Origin of the sequence: Streptomyces sp. WZ.A104 (assembly GCF_002382885.1) — a bacterium.
Classification (GTDB): Bacteria; Actinomycetota; Actinomycetes; order Streptomycetales; family Streptomycetaceae; genus Streptomyces.
In genome coordinates, this window is sequence record NZ_NWVL01000017.1 from 62,337 (window position 1) to 76,820 (window position 14,484).

At 68.5% G+C, this 14,484-nt stretch carries 9 protein-coding genes and 1 pseudogene; 6 read left to right on the plus strand and 4 right to left on the minus strand.

Annotation, left to right across the window (positions count from 1 at the left end; all coding sequences use genetic code 11):
• The first annotated feature begins 89 nt into the window (after positions 1-89).
• From araB to mmsB, 6 genes are all read left to right on the plus strand, one after another.
• Complete coding sequence (gene araB / locus CIB93_RS12030; RefSeq protein WP_096626779.1) at positions 90-1,766, plus strand: ribulokinase; 1,677 nt, start codon at positions 90-92, stop codon at positions 1,764-1,766.
• Complete coding sequence (locus tag CIB93_RS12035) at positions 1,766-2,428, plus strand: L-ribulose-5-phosphate 4-epimerase (protein ID WP_257002150.1); 663 nt, start codon at positions 1,766-1,768, stop codon at positions 2,426-2,428. Before araB ends, CIB93_RS12035 begins: the two co-directional genes overlap by 1 nt.
• A gap of 19 nt (positions 2,429-2,447) precedes the next feature.
• A complete protein-coding gene (gene araA / locus CIB93_RS12040; protein WP_096626781.1) occupies positions 2,448-3,938 on the plus strand; it encodes an L-arabinose isomerase in 1,491 nt (496 codons plus the stop codon).
• Between the two features lie 1,334 nt (positions 3,939-5,272).
• Positions 5,273-6,382: a multiple monosaccharide ABC transporter substrate-binding protein gene (gene chvE, locus CIB93_RS12045; protein WP_096626782.1), complete on the plus strand. Its 1,110-nt coding sequence runs from the start codon at positions 5,273-5,275 to the stop codon at positions 6,380-6,382.
• A gap of 74 nt (positions 6,383-6,456) precedes the next feature.
• Positions 6,457-8,031, plus strand: a complete 1,575-nt coding sequence (gene mmsA / locus CIB93_RS12050) for a multiple monosaccharide ABC transporter ATP-binding protein (RefSeq protein WP_096626783.1) — start codon at positions 6,457-6,459, stop codon at positions 8,029-8,031.
• Positions 8,028-9,275 carry a multiple monosaccharide ABC transporter permease gene (gene mmsB, locus CIB93_RS12055; protein ID WP_096626784.1) on the plus strand — a complete coding sequence of 416 codons (1,248 nt, stop codon included), beginning with the start codon at positions 8,028-8,030 and terminating at the stop codon, positions 9,273-9,275. The genes mmsA and mmsB overlap by 4 nt, the downstream gene beginning before the upstream one ends.
• A 498-nt stretch (positions 9,276-9,773) precedes the next feature.
• Here mmsB and CIB93_RS12065 read toward each other — a convergent pair whose 3' ends face one another.
• The 4 genes and pseudogenes from CIB93_RS12065 to CIB93_RS12080 all read right to left on the minus strand — a co-directional run bounded on the left by CIB93_RS12065 (position 9,774) and on the right by CIB93_RS12080 (position 14,288).
• A complete protein-coding gene (locus tag CIB93_RS12065) occupies positions 9,774-10,163 on the minus strand; it encodes a signal peptidase I (RefSeq protein WP_096626786.1) in 390 nt (129 codons plus the stop codon).
• A gap of 313 nt (positions 10,164-10,476) precedes the next feature.
• Positions 10,477-10,599: pseudogene (locus tag CIB93_RS38825) on the minus strand (esterase); the annotation flags it as partial.
• 176 nt (positions 10,600-10,775) lie between these two features.
• A complete protein-coding gene (adhE, locus tag CIB93_RS12075) occupies positions 10,776-13,418 on the minus strand; it encodes a bifunctional acetaldehyde-CoA/alcohol dehydrogenase (RefSeq protein ID WP_096626787.1) in 2,643 nt (880 codons plus the stop codon).
• Between the two features lie 219 nt (positions 13,419-13,637).
• Positions 13,638-14,288: a CBS domain-containing protein gene (locus CIB93_RS12080; protein WP_373558739.1), complete on the minus strand. Its 651-nt coding sequence runs from the start codon at positions 14,286-14,288 to the stop codon at positions 13,638-13,640.
• Positions 14,289-14,484 lie beyond the last annotated feature (196 nt).

Consider the following 14,484-nt stretch of genomic DNA (forward strand, 5'->3'; position numbering starts at 1 on the left):
GAGCCTTTCCTGTCGGCGGATGTCTTGACGGTCGGATTGTTAGCGATAACACTTCGGGTGTCCTTCGGCGAACGATCAAAGGTGGCTTCATGGCCGACGAACCTGACTCCCTCGTAGTCGGTGTCGACTACGGCACGCTGTCCGGACGCGCCGTGGTGGTGCGGGTCCGGGACGGTGCCGAGCTGGGCACTGGTGTCCATGCCTACCGTCACGGCGTCATCGACCGGTCCCTGCCCGCGACGGGCCTCAGCTTGCCGGCCGACTGGGCGTTGCAGGTTCCCGAGGACTATCTCGACGTTCTGCGGATCGCCGTACCGACCGCGATCGCGGACGCCGGGGTCGATCCAGCTCGTGTGATCGGTATCGGGACCGACTTCACCGCCTGCACGATGGTGCCGACCACCGGGGACGGAACCCCGCTGTGCGACCTGCCTGAACTCGCCGGGAATCCGCACGCGTACGTCAAGCTCTGGCGCCACCACGCCGCCCAGCCGCAGGCCGACCGCATCAATGCCCTGGCGCGGGCGCGCGGGGAGAAGTGGCTGCCGCGGTACGGAGGACTGATCTCCTCGGAGTGGGAGTTCGCCAAGGCGCTGCAGATGCTGGAGGAGGCGCCCGAGGCGTACGCCGCCATGGACCGGTGGGTGGAGGCCGCCGACTGGATCGTCTGGCGGCTCACCGGGGCGTACGTACGCAATGCCTGCAGCGCCGGTTATAAGGGTATCCGCCAGGACGGCGAGTACCCCGCCGCGGACTTCCTCGCCGAACTGAACCCCGCCTTCGCCGACTTCGTGACGGAGAAGCTGGATCAGCCCATCGGCCGGCTCGGCGACCGGGCCGGCGGTCTGAGCGCCGAGGCCGCGGCCTGGACCGGGCTGCCGGAGGGCATCGCGGTCGCCGTCGGAAACGTCGACGCACATGTCACCGCCCCGGCTGCCGGGGCCGTGGAGCCCGGCCAGCTGGTGGCGATCATGGGCACATCCACCTGCCACGTCCTCAACGGCGACACCTTGCGCGAGGTCCCCGGCATGTGCGGCGTGGTCGACGGCGGCATCGTCGACGGGCTGTGGGGCTACGAGGCCGGACAGAGCGGAGTGGGGGACATCTTCGCCTGGTACGTCGACCACCAGGTCCCCGAGGGCTACTACGCACAGGCTCGGGAACGCGGCCTGTCCGTCCATGAACTGCTCACCGAACTGGCCGCGAACCAGAAGGTCGGTGAGCACGGTCTGATCGCCCTCGACTGGCACAGCGGCAATCGCTCGGTGCTGGTCGACCACGAGCTGTCGGGAATGGTTCTGGGGCAGACCCTCTCCACCCGGCCCGAGGACGTCTACCGTGCTCTGCTCGAGGCCACCGCGTTCGGCACGCGCACGATCGTGGAGACCTTCACCACCGCGGGCGTACCCGTCAACGAACTCATCATCGCCGGCGGCCTGGTGCGCAACCCGTTCCTGATGCAGCTCTACTCCGACGTCCTCGGCATGCCGCTGTCGATCATCCGCTCCGCCCAGGGGCCGGCCCTCGGGTCGGCGCTCCATGCGGCGGTGGCCGCGGGCGCGCACCGCGATGTCCGAGCTGCCGCTGCCGCCATGGGCTCGGTCGACCGAGCCGTCTACCGGCCTCGCCCCGAGGAAGCCGCCGCCTACGACCGGCTCTTCGCCGAGTACGTCGCCCTGCACGACCACTTCGGCCGGGGCGGCAGTGACGTCATGCGCAGACTGCGGGCCATGCGCCGCTCTGCCGTCGAACCGAAGGAGAAATGATGGGCGCCGTCGACAGCGTGAAGCACCTCCGGCAGATCGTCGCTGACCTGCACGGCGAACTGACGCGATACGGGCTGGTGATCTGGACCGCCGGAAACGTCTCGGCCCGCGTTCCGGGGGAGGATCTCATGGTCATCAAGCCCTCCGGCGTGTCCTACGACGACCTGAGCCCGGACACCATGGTCGTGACCGACCTGCACGGCAACCTGGTGGAAGGCGACCTGGCGCCGTCCTCGGACACCGCCGCCCACGCCTACGTCTACCGGCACATGCCCGAGGTCGGCGGCGTGGTTCACACGCATTCGCCCTACGCCACCGCCTGGGCCGCGCGTGGCGAACCCATCCCGTGTGTCCTGACCATGATCGCCGACGAGTTCGGCGGCGAGATCCCGGTCGGCCCCTTCGCGCTCATCGGCGACGACTCCATCGGACGCGGCATCGTGGACACCCTCCGTGACAGCCGCTCGCCCGCCGTCCTCATGCGCAGCCACGGCCCCTTCACCGTCGGCCGGGACGCGCGTTCGGCGGTGAAAGCGGCCGTCATGGTCGAGGACGTGGCCCGCACCGTCCACTTCGCCCACCAGCTGGGTACCCCGGACGCCATCGAGGCGGCCGCCGTGGACCGGCTCTACGAGCGTTACCAGAACGTCTACGGCCAGTGAGCCCACGAGGGGAAGACCGATGAACAGCACAACCCAGCCGCGGATCTGGTTCCTGACGGGAAGTCAGCATCTCTACGGTGCCGAGACCCTGAACCAAGTCGCGGAGCAGTCGGCCAGGATCCAGGAGATGCTGGCCGCTTCCGGACGGATCGGCGCCGTCATCGTGGGAATGCCGGTCCTGACCGAGGCCTCCGCCATCAGGCGGACACTGGAGGCCGCCAACACCGACCCGGCCTGTGTCGGGGTGATCGCGTGGATGCACACCTTCTCTCCCGCGAAGATGTGGATCTCCGGGCTCGACGCGTTGCGCAAGCCACTGCTGCACCTGCACACCCAGCTCAACCGGGAACTGCCGTGGTCGTCCATCGACATGGACTTCATGAACCTCAACCAGGCCGCCCACGGCGACCGTGAGTTCGGCTACATACAGACCCGCATCGGGGTGGCCCGCAAGACCGTGGTGGGTCATGTTTCCGATCCGGTGGTGGTCAGGCGGGTCGAGGGCTGGGTCCGGGCGGCCATCGGCTTCCACCGCATGCGCAGTCTCCGACTGGCGCGCTTCGGCGACAACATGCGCGACGTTGCCGTGACCGAGGGCGACAAGGTGGAGGCGGAGCTCCGGTTCGGCGTCAGCGTCAACACCTACGGCGTCAACGATCTCGTTGAACTCGTCGACGCCGTGACCGTCGGCGAGATCGACGATCTCGTCGACGAGTACTCCGAACTCTACAAACTCGCACCGGAGTTGACGCGAAACGGCGATCGTCACTCCTCACTGCGCTACGCGGCCGCCATCGAGGCCGGCCTGCGTCGCTTCCTCGTCCAGGGCGGCTTCGGCGCCTTCACCACCAACTTCGAGGACCTCGGCGGACTGCGGCAGCTGCCCGGCCTGGCCGTCCAGCGCCTCATGGCCGACGGTTACGGCTTCGGCGGCGAGGGCGACTGGAAGACCTCCGCGCTGCTCGCCGCCGCGAAGGCCATGGGCCCGCGGGCTTCGTTCATGGAGGATTACACGTACCACTTCGGGCCCGGCACGCCCAGGACCCTCGGTGCGCACATGCTGGAGGTGTGTCCCTCGATCGCTGACGCCCAGCCGTCCTGTGAGATCCACTCCCTGTCCATCGGAGGGCGTGAGGACCCCGTGCGCCTGGTGTTCGACGCCGCCGCCGGCCCCGCCACGGTGATCGGTCTGGCCGACATGGGCGACCGTTTCCGGCTCGTGGCCAACGACATCGATGTTGTGTTGCCGGATGAGCCGCTGCCGTGCCTGCCGGTGGCTCGGGCGGTGTGGGAGCCCCGGCCCTCGCTGTCCACAGCGGCCGAGTGCTGGCTGATGGCCGGCGGCCCGCACCACACGGTCCTCACCGCGGTGGGGTCGGACGTGCTGCGTGACTTCGCGCAGATGGCCGGTACTGAGCTGGTGATGATCGACGACACCACGACGGCCCATGACTTCGCGGACCGTCTGCGCTGGAACCAGGCCTACCACCGGCTGGCCCAGCGGCTGTGACCCGAACCGTAGGGTGATCCGCCTCTCCCTCGCATGGGAGAGGCGGATCACGGTTGTGCCGCGGGGCGCCTACGCGGTGGAGTGCGGCGAAGGCCCGGTCCGGCGCCGAGTTCACCGGTTGCACGTGCAGAAGGCGATCGGCACCCCCAGCGCCCATGAGCGTTAACGCTCACAACTGGATGCGACACGAGTCCTACGCGCTCGGGTGACCTTCGGAGTCACACCGGTGCTCGGGTGATGCGATGCCGAACGCGCACCGGGGCCGGTCGGCCGGCGACGGTCGGCACGATCGGGTGCGTGTCGGCGGCTTGGCGAACGGCCTTTTGCGTTCTTGCCCTGGGGGGGGGGGGGGGGGGGGGGGGGGGGGGAGTCTACGGAAGCCTGTCGTGCCGACCGGAGGATGGCGTTCGTGTGGCGCTCGCCCTGCCGAGGTCATGGTGTTGGGTGCGTCCATCCCGTCGGTGCCGATGAGGTGCACCCCGAGAGTCGCCCCGTGCTCACATCCCCCCTCCCCGCGCGGTGTTGATCCGATGCCGACCCGGCCATCGTCCGTCCGTGGTCGGCGGGGGAGAGGGGTACGCCGACCCCGGAGGTCGGCAGCCGCGGCTGCGTCGCGAGAACCGCAGGGTGGGGGAGGGGTGCCCGGCTTCCGTGACGGAGACGGCGGCGGCTTCCCGGGCCGTGCGGACGAAGGCCGTTCGTCGCCGGTGGACGTCACTCGTCGGGGAAGACTCCGGGAGGGGTCGGTCCAGGGTGGCCTCCGCGATGGTCGCGGTGGAGGCTGCTGCGGGAGGCCCGAGCGCCTTTGCCGCCGAGCGGCTGTCCATCGGGATGCCGGGAACGTAACCCGTGCGGTGGGTTCGTGAGTTCGCGCCGCTGGTGCGGAATGGCGTCGAAGGCCGCAGTCCTCTTCGCGGGGCCTCCCGTGGGCCGCCCGGTCACCCCGCCGCTGTCTGAGCCGTGGTGGCTCGGCGGGGCTGCCGGAGCTCTTCGCGCCGGATGTCGCCGCCGTGCGATCGGTAGAAGCGTGTCGAGTGGAATGTGCTGCGCTGGAGGCGCCGTCCAGCGGCAGGCTGCCTGTGGCGTCGGTGGGCGGCCTCTGCGGGATGCCCTGCTTTTGCCCCGTTCTTCGCGCCGACGGGCGTGCATCGCCGCGAGAAAAAGCCTGGTTCCTCTTGTACTGCAGTGATGCGAGCGCTAACAATCAGCTCGACCGAGGCTGTCGAACCCCGACCGCCTCCGCGACGACGCCCCGGTGGTGCGAGGACACGTGCTGCCGCCGAAGCCCTTCGGGACAGAAGCACCCTCAACGACGAGATTGCCAGGTAACGCCCATGACGAACTTCCGAGCCGCATCCCTCCTCCTGGCCGCGACCACCGGCTGCTCCCTGCTCCTCACGGCCTGCGGGCAGAACAGTGAGGGAGGAAGTCAGGAGTCGAAGGACGGGAAGGACCTCACCATTGGGATCTCCATGCCCACCAAGTCCTCCGAAAGGTGGATCGCGGACGGCGCCAACATGACCGCGGGCCTGAAGAAGAGCGGCTATCTCACCAACCTGCAGTACGGGGAGGACGACCCCGACCAGCAGGTGGCCCAGATCGAGAACATGATTACTCAAGGTGTCGACGCCTTGGTCGTGGCGGCCATCAACGGTGAGGCGCTGTCCAATGTCCTCCAGCAGGCGGCGGACGCCCGCATCCCGGTGATCTCCTACGACCGGCTCATTCTGGGATCCCCGCATGTCGCCTACTACGCCTCCTTCGACAACGAGGAGGTCGGCAAGCTCCAAGCCACCTACATCGTGGAGAAGCTGGGCCTGAAGGACGGTTCGAAGAAGGGCCCCTTCAACATCGAGCTGTTCGCCGGCTCCAACGACGACAACAACACCAAGTACTTCTTCAACGGCGCCATGGAGGTGCTGAAGCCCTATCTCGACAGGAAGCAGCTTGTCGTACGCTCCCAGCAGACCCGTCTCGCCCAGGTCACCACGCTGCGCTGGGACGGAGGAACGGCGCAGAAGCGCATGGACGACCTGTTGACCTCCTCCTATTCCACGGCCCGGATCGACGCTGTGCTGTCCCCTTACGACGGCATCTCGATCGGCATCCTGTCCGCCCTGAAATCCGACGACTACGGAAGTCCGGCCAAGCCGTTGCCGATCGTCACCGGCCAGGACGCCGAGGTCGCGTCCGTGAAGTCGATCATCGCGAATCAGCAGACCCAGACCGTCTACAAGGACACCCGCGCACTGGCGAAGGTCGCCGCGAACATGGTGACCGCCGTCCTCGACGGCAAGAAGCCCGAGGTCAATGACGACAGCACCTACGACAACGGCAAGAAGGTGGTTCCGGCCTACCTGCTCGACCCGGTCAGCGTCGACAAGGCGAACTACCGGAAGGTTCTGGTCGACTCCGGCTACATCAAGGCCGAGGATCTCCGTTGAGCTCCGCCGCATTCTCCTCGTCCTCGCCCTCGCCCTCGTCCTCGCACAGGCCTGCGGCCCGCCCCGTGCTGGAGATGCGGGCCATCGTCAAGACCTTCCCCGGCGTCAGAGCTCTGTCCGACGTGACCCTGTCCGTGAAGCGCGGCGAGGTTCACGCCCTGTGCGGAGAGAACGGCGCGGGCAAGTCGACGCTGATGAAGGTCCTGTCCGGAGTGCATCCGCACGGGACCTACGAGGGCGAGGTCCTCTTCGACGGCGAACCGTGCCGCTTCAAGGACATCAGGGCCAGTGAGCGGCACGGCATCGTCATCATCCATCAGGAACTCGCACTCGTTCCCCACCTGTCCATCGCCGAGAACATCTTCCTCGGCAACGAGCCGTCGCGGCGAGGAATCATCGATTGGCGCGAAGCGCTGAGGCGGGCCTGCGAGCTGCTGCGGCGCGTCGGCCTCGACGAGCACCCCGAGACCCGGGTGGCCGACATCGGCGTCGGCAAGCAGCAGCTTGTGGAGATCGCGAAGGCGCTGGCGAAGAACGTCCGGCTGCTGATCCTCGACGAGCCCACCGCCGCCCTCAACGACGAGGACAGCGCGAAACTGTTGCGGCTGATGCGGGAACTGAAGGACCAGGGAATTACTTCCATCATCATTTCGCACAAGCTCAACGAGATCGCGCAGATCGCCGACTCCGTCACCATCCTGCGCGACGGACACTCCATCGAGACCCTGGACGTCAGGGACCCGGCCACCACCGAGGACCGCATCATCCAAGGCATGGTGGGGCGGAACCTGGACAGCCGATTCCCCGACCGCACCCCGTACAAGGGCCCAGCGGACGTCAACCCGGTCCTGGAGATCCGGGACTGGACCGTACGCCACCCCCTGGACCACAGCCGCAAGGTCGTCGACCGGGTCTCGCTCCGGGTCCGCCGCGGCGAGATCGTCGGCCTCGCGGGGCTCATGGGCGCCGGCCGGACGGAACTCGCGATGAGCGTCTTCGGCCGCTCCTACGGCCGCTACGAGCAGGGGACCGTTCTCAAGGACGGCCGAGCGGTGCGCACCCGCACGGTTCCCGAAGCGGTTGCCAACGGCATCGCGTACGTCACCGAGGACCGCAAGCGCTACGGCCTCAACCTGGAGGACTCCGTGAGCCGGAACATCTCGCTCGCGTCCCTCCGCACGCTCGCCCGACGGGGCATCGTCGACGCCCACGAGGAGCGCAGAGTCGCTGAACGGTACCGGCGGACCATGGGCATCAAGGCCCCGGACGTCCTCGAAGCGGTCGGCCGACTCTCCGGCGGCAACCAGCAGAAGGTCGTTCTCGGCAAGTGGATCCTCGCCGGACCCGATGTACTCATCCTCGACGAGCCCACACGCGGTGTCGACGTGGGGGCCAAGTTCGAGATCTACACCGTGATCGACCGACTCGCCGCCGAGGGCAAGGCCATCCTCCTCATCTCCTCCGAGCTGCCCGAACTGCTCGGCATGTGCGACCGGGTCTACACCATGGCGGCCGGCCGGCTGACCGGCGAAGTCACCCGCGAGGACGCCACCCAGGAAGTGCTGATGCGGCACATGACGCAGGGCGTCCCCGCACCGTCGGCAGTCGGCGCGGGTACCGCCACCCCCAACGAAGGACATCAGAGATGAGCACCCCCGCCACCACGAAGACGACCGCTCCAGCGCCCCCGGGGGACGGAGCTGCCCGGCCCGCCGGGGTGCATGTGGCTCGCGTGCTTCTGGACGGCGTCCGGCGGAACATGCGCCAGTACGGAATGCTCCTGGCGCTCGGCCTGATCGTGCTTCTGTTCCAGGTGTGGACGGGAGGAGACCTCCTGCTGCCGCGCAACGTTTCCAACCTGGTGCTGCAGAACAGCTACATCCTCATCCTGGCCATCGGCATGATGATGGTCATCATCTCCGGGCACATCGACCTGTCAGTGGGCTCGCTGATGGCCCTGGTAGGTGGCGTGGGGGCCGTGCTCATGGTCGAGCACCACATCTCCTGGCCCGTCGCGGTGATCCTCGCCCTCCTGCTGGGGGCCGTCGCGGGCGCGCTCCAAGGGTTCTTCATCGCGTACGTGGGCATACCGTCGTTCATCGTGACGCTCGCCGGCATGCTTCTGTTCCGGGGTCTCACGGAGATCTTCCTCCAGGGCCAGACACTCGGCCCGTTCCCGGAGGGGCTGCAAAAGGTCGCCAACGGTTTCCTGCCGGAAGCGGGGCCGCCGACCAACTACCACAACCTGACTCTCCTCCTCGGCTTGGGACTGATCGCCTTCGTCGTGTTCCAGGAGGTGCGAGACCGTCGACGCCGGCGGGAGTTCGCACTGGAGTCGCTCCCCACCGGCCTCTTCGCACTGAAGGTGACGGCACTGGTCGCCGCCGTACTGGTCACGACCCTGTTGCTCGCCAGCTACAAGGGCGCTCCTGTCGTACTCCTGATCCTGGCTGTCCTGCTGGTCGGCTTCGGCTACGTGATGCGCAACGCGGTGATCGGCCGCCACGTGTACGCGGTGGGCGGAAACCTGCCCGCCGCGAAGCTGTCCGGGGTCAAGGACAAGAAGGTGACCTTCGCGGTGTTCCTCAACATGGGAATGCTCGCGGCGCTCGCCGGGCTCGTGTTCGCGGCCCGCTTCAACGCGGCCTCGCCCAAGGCGGGCGTGAACTTCGAACTGGAGGCCATCGCCGCCGCGTTCATCGGCGGGGCTTCGATGAGCGGTGGCGTGGGGACCGTGGCCGGCGCCATCATCGGCGGCCTGGTCCTCGGCGTGCTCAACAACGGCATGAACCTGGTCGGGGTTGGCACCGACTGGCAGCAGGTCATCAAGGGCCTCGTGCTGCTCGCGGCGGTCGGATTCGACGTGTGGAACAGGCGCAGAGCGGGCGTCTGACTCCACCCGTGGTGGCTGTCCCCGCCGATGGTCGACCGGCGCATGGAGGGCGGCTCCCCGGCGCAGCGTGCCGTCGCCGTCCGGGGGCAGTACGAAGTCGTGGTCGTACCCCATGCCCGCTGCCATGGGCCGACGCTTGGCGCGGGCCAGTGCCTCGGAGAGCCTGGGCGGCCGGCGGAGGTCGAACGCGGTGCCGGAGACGGGGAGACGCTCCCCGGAACGAGGGTGGCCTCCCGGGCGGCGGTGACGACCCTGGCGGCCGGCCCGTCCGCCGAGAACGGTGAGACAGCCACTCCCGTCGTCCCCCCCCGTGAAGCCCTGACCGAGATCTCGGACAACTTCGCGTACACGTTCCCCGTCGGCTTGATCACGTCCCTGAGGAACGGCGAACGGTAGCGACCGCTGCCCGGTGCTCGCGGGCAGGGCTTGAGGCGTGCTTCGCCCGCACGGGCTGCACAGGGAGGAACGCCCCGGGCGACGGCAGTTCGACGACAAGCCCTAGTTCGGCAGCGGGCCCCGCTTCCCTTCCGGCACGGCGTATCCGGGCACTGACGGCCAGCGAACGGTGAGCAGCACCGACTCTTCCTCTGCGAACCACGAGTGACCGATATCCCGTCCCCAGACGACGTAGTCACCTTGCTCTTCCAGAAGAACGCTGTGGCCGGGGAAATCGACCCGGAAGCGCCCACTGACGAGGACCAGGAGGGCTGTCCGTCTCTCGTCCTCGACCCACTGTGCTCGCTCGTCGCCGCGGGGGTGGACACCCCACTTGATCTCCACAGCTTGGCTGTGGCGCGGATCGTCCACGTCCTTGAAGTGTCCGAGTAGCCACCCTCGGTCCAGAGCCGCGTCCTTGCCCGCGTTGCCCACGTACACGCTGTCATCCACGCTTCGCCACGCTAGCAGTGGCCTGCCCGCCCCGTGCGGTCGGCCTGTGCGCCGAGGAGGACCGCGCAGCCGGCCTGCCCCTCGCTCCCGCGCGGAGACCCAGGAGCCAGGAAGGGTTTGGAGCGGATGCGTACGCGCGTTGACCTGTAACGGTGTTCGCTTCCGCTCACGCGGCGACCTTCTGATGACATGGCCGGTGGAGGGGGCGATCGAGTACCTTGGCGATTGACTTGACGGAGTTTGGTGGTGAGTTCCTCCCAATTTCCGCGATGTACCCGAGTTCCCTTGAACTGCTCGACCAGAGCGACGCGAAGTCGTGCGTCTTCTCGTCGTGGAAGACCCAGCCGGCGCCGTGGATGTAGATGACGACCGGCAGCGGGCCGGTGGCCCCCTTGGGCTTGATGATCCCGGTACGGCCGACCGAGCCGGCCCCGACGGCCGGCGCGCGGAAGGGCCGGCCAGGCGCCGTGCGCGGATCTCCCGCTGCAGGCCCTGGGCCGGCTCGGAGCGCGCCCGGGCCAGAGTAGCGCACGCGGCCCGCCTCCGGCGGTCGCCGTTGTCCCACGGAGGAACCTTGGCAACTGCTTCCGCGCGGAGATGACCGCCCCGTGTTCAGCCGTAGTAGGCCGTGCGCATCAGCTCCCGCATGTCGTCCAGCATCGGCGTGCGGGGGTTGGCCGGTGCGCACTGGTCCTCGTAGGCGTTGAGGGCCTGCTGCGGCAGCGCGTCCAGGAAAGCTCGTTCGTCGACCCCCAGCGTCTTGAACGTCGGCTCGATGCCGACGGCGTCGCGCAGGCGCTCGACGGCAGCGGCGAGGGACTCCACGCCCTCGGCCGGGGTGGTGGCGGGCAGGCCCAAGGCGCGGGCTATGTCCTGGAACCGTTCGGGAGCGCGGTAGTCCTCGTACTTGGGCCAGCCGGTCAGCTTCGTCGGGATGGTGCCGTTGTAGCGGATGACGTGGGGGAGCAGTACGGCGTTGGTGCGCCCGTGCGCGATGTGGAAGGTCGCGCCGAGGGTGTGGGACATGGCGTGGACGATGCCGAGAAAGGCGTTGCCGAAGGCCATACCGGCGATGGTGCCGGCGTTGTGCATCTTCTCCCGTGCTTCCGGGGCGCCCTCGCGGTCGGTGACCGCTGCCTCCAGGTGGTCGAAGACCAGGCGGATGGCGTGCAGCGCGAGACCGTCGGTGAAGTCGTTGGCGTAGACCGACACGTACGCCTCGACGGCGTGCGTGAGGGCGTCGAAGCCGCTGTCGGCAGCGAGGGCCGGGGGCAGGACGGTGGTGAGGAGGGGATCGATGATGGCCACGCTGGGCGTGAGCGCGTAGTCGGCCAGGGGGTACTTCTTGCCGGTGGCGGGGTCGGAGATGACGGCGAAGGGAGTGACCTCGGCTCCGGTGCCGGAGGTGGTGGGCACGCAGACCAGGCTGGCGAGCTTGCCCAGGGTGGGGAAGCGGAAGGCGCGCTTGCGGATGTCGGAGAACTTCTGTCGCATGTCGGCGAAGTCGATTCCGGGCTGCTCGTACAGCAGCCACATGACCTTGGCGGCGTCCATGGTGGAGCCGCCGCCGAGCGCGATGATCGTGTCAGGGCGGAAGTCCCGCATGAGGCCGGCGCCGTGCTGGACGGAGTCGATGCTGGGTTCGGGCTGGACGTTGTCGATGATCTGGAGGGTGACCGGTTCCCGGCGCTGCTGCAGTACGCGGCTGATGCGGTCGACGAACCCGAGGCGGGTCATGGTGGCGTCGGTGACGATGGTGACGCGGTGGACGTCGGGCATGGAGGTCAGGTAGCGGATGGCCTGCGGTTCGAAGTAGATCTTCGGTGGGACCTTGAACCACTGGAGGTTGTTGCGGCGGGTGGAGACTCGCTTGACGTTCAGCAGCTGGGCGGCGGAGACGTTGTTGGAGACCGAGGTGCTGCCCCAGGAGCCGCAGCCCAAGGTGAGTGAGGGCAGCAAGCCGTTGTAGATGCCGCCGATCGCGCCCTGGGAAGAGGGGGAGTTGACGATGATCCGTGCGGTCTTCATCCGCATGCCGTACGCCTCCGCCACGGCCGCGTCTTCCGTGTGGATGACGGCGCTGTGGCCCTGACCGTGGAAGGCGACCATGTCGGCGGCCAGGCCGAAGCCGTGACGTTCGTCCTCGGCCCGCAGCACGGCGAGCACCGGGCAGAGCTTCTCGCGGGTCAACGGCTCGTCGGGGCCGACGCGTTCGGCTTCGACGAGGATGACCGAGGTGTTCTTCGGGACCGAGAACCCGGCCCGCTCGGCGATCCACGCGGGGCTCTGGCCGACAGCGGCGGCGTTGACCTTGGGCTCGCAGCCACCCCCCGAACTACCGGTGGCCGGGAACAGGAAAGTCTCCAGCTTCGCCTTCTCCTGCGGGGTGGCCAGATGGGCGTGCAGGGTGCGGAACTCGGCGAGTGCCGCGTCGAAGATCGCCGTGTCCAGGATGACGGCCTGTTCGGAGGCGCAGATCATGCCGTTGTCGAACGACTTGGACAGCACCAGGTCGTTGACGGCCCTGCGCAGCTTGGCGCTGCGGTGGACGTATGCGGGGACGTTGCCGGCGCCGACGCCGAGTGCGGGCTTGCCGGCCGAGTAGGCGGCCTTGACCATGGCATTGCCGCCGGTGGCGAGGATCAGGGAGACCCCGGGATGCCGCATCAGCGTGTTGGTCGCCTCGACGGAGGGGGCCTCGATCCACTGCACGCAGTGCTCCGGTGCACCGGCGGCGATGGCCGCGTCCCGTACGACGCGGGCCGCTTCGGCGCTGCACCGCTGGGCGGAGGGGTGGAACGCGAAGATCACCGGGTTACGGGTCTTCAGCGCCATCAGTGCCTTGAAGATCGTGGTCGAGGTCGGGTTGGTGACAGGGGTGACCGCGGCCACCACGCCCACCGGTTCGGCGATCTCGACCATGTTCTCGATGTCGTCCCGGCCGATGACTCCGACGGTCTTCATGTGGCCCATGCTGTGCGTGACGTGCTCGCAGGCGAACATGTTCTTGGCGGCCTTGTCCTCGAAGACCCCGCGTCCCGTCTCCTCGACCGCCAGACGGGCCAGCGCGGTGTGCTGGTCCAGGGCTGCGACCGACGCCTTCTTGACGATGTGGTCGACCTGTTCCTGGGTGAGGCTCTCGTAGTCGGCGAGTGCCTTGAGACCGGCCGCGACCAGAAGGTCCACGGCGACCTCGGCGTCGGACGGGGCGTCGGTCCTGGCGCGGTCCTCGGTCCGTACGTCCTGGCGGGTCATGGTGGTGTGCCTCCGTTGTCAGGGGCCGCCGTGGTGTACGGCGGTGCCGGCCAGAAGCAGTGCGACGGTGAACCGCCCCGCTCTTGGCCCTCACTGTCCTTTGGTGCCGACTGCTGCGGGAGGACCCCGGAGGGCCTTCGTCGACGCCGTCCGGCCCGCCTCGGTAGGGACCGTCGGCCCAGGAGCCCGAGCCGCCGCTCGAGGCCGTTCGCCGCGGGCTCATCCGCTCCCGACGCGAGCGGGGCCGGCCGGTTCCGCACAGTCGTCGACGCGGAAGCCCAGACCGTTCACCACGCCGACCACACCTTCGAGGCGCCAGGCGGCGTAAACGATCTCCGGTACCCGGGAACGCAGTTCCACCCGGCCCTCGAGAGTGATGACACCGTCGCTGACGGATACGAGGACCGCGTCGGACGGCAGCGCCTCTGTGGCTCCGATGATCTCCTCGGTCACCTCTCGGCGGATGTCCTCGTCCGCACGCAGGAAGACCCGGAGAAGGTCGCGGCGGGTGGCGATGCCGATCAGGCGGTCGGCCTCGTCCACCACGGGCAGCCGCTCGACACCGCGGCGCTCCATGAGCCGGGCGGCGTCAGGTACGGACTGCTCCGGGTGCACGGTGATGGCCGGGCTGGACATCATGTCCTGTGCGTTCACGGCCAGGGGCGGGGCGGAGCCTTCCCGGTACGCCTGGGCGCGTACCAGGTCGCTTCCGGAGAGGACACCGAGGACCTTGTCGTCGGTGTCGACCACCGGCAGTCCGCTGATCCGGTGGTGGTCGAGCAGTCGCACGACCTCCTTGAACGGTGTCGTCGGGCCGACCTGCACGACGTCCCGTGTCATGACCTCACCGACAGTGCGAGGGGCCACCATCAATCCTCCTTCACGAGCATGGGCGAAGAGAGCCGGAACCGATGTCAGACTCCGGCGCCCCGCCACACCTGGCAGGCGCCGCGTGACGCCCGTTTCTGCAAGCCGTCCCGCCACGGGGACCGCGCGTTCGTCAGACAGGTGCCGCCGTGGTGAGTCCGTTCGGCAGCGGTCGCGGAGCGCTCGCATGGGGGCGGAG

What these genes read in the sequence shown, in the direction of transcription:
- araB (WP_096626779.1), top strand. Translation starts at nt 90, where the DNA reads ATGGCCGACGAACCTGACTCCCTCGTAGTCGGTGTCGACTACGGCACG.
- CIB93_RS12035 (WP_257002150.1), top strand. Translation starts at nt 1,766, where the DNA reads ATGGGCGCCGTCGACAGCGTGAAGCACCTCCGGCAGATCGTCGCTGAC.
- araA (WP_096626781.1), top strand. Translation starts at nt 2,448, where the DNA reads ATGAACAGCACAACCCAGCCGCGGATCTGGTTCCTGACGGGAAGTCAG.
- chvE (WP_096626782.1), top strand. Translation starts at nt 5,273, where the DNA reads ATGACGAACTTCCGAGCCGCATCCCTCCTCCTGGCCGCGACCACCGGC.
- mmsA (WP_096626783.1), top strand. Translation starts at nt 6,457, where the DNA reads ATGCGGGCCATCGTCAAGACCTTCCCCGGCGTCAGAGCTCTGTCCGAC.
- mmsB (WP_096626784.1), top strand. Translation starts at nt 8,028, where the DNA reads ATGAGCACCCCCGCCACCACGAAGACGACCGCTCCAGCGCCCCCGGGG.
- adhE (WP_096626787.1), bottom strand. Translation starts at nt 13,418, where the DNA reads ATGACCCGCCAGGACGTACGGACCGAGGACCGCGCCAGGACCGACGCC.
- CIB93_RS12080 (WP_373558739.1), bottom strand. Translation starts at nt 14,288, where the DNA reads ATGGTGGCCCCTCGCACTGTCGGTGAGGTCATGACACGGGACGTCGTG.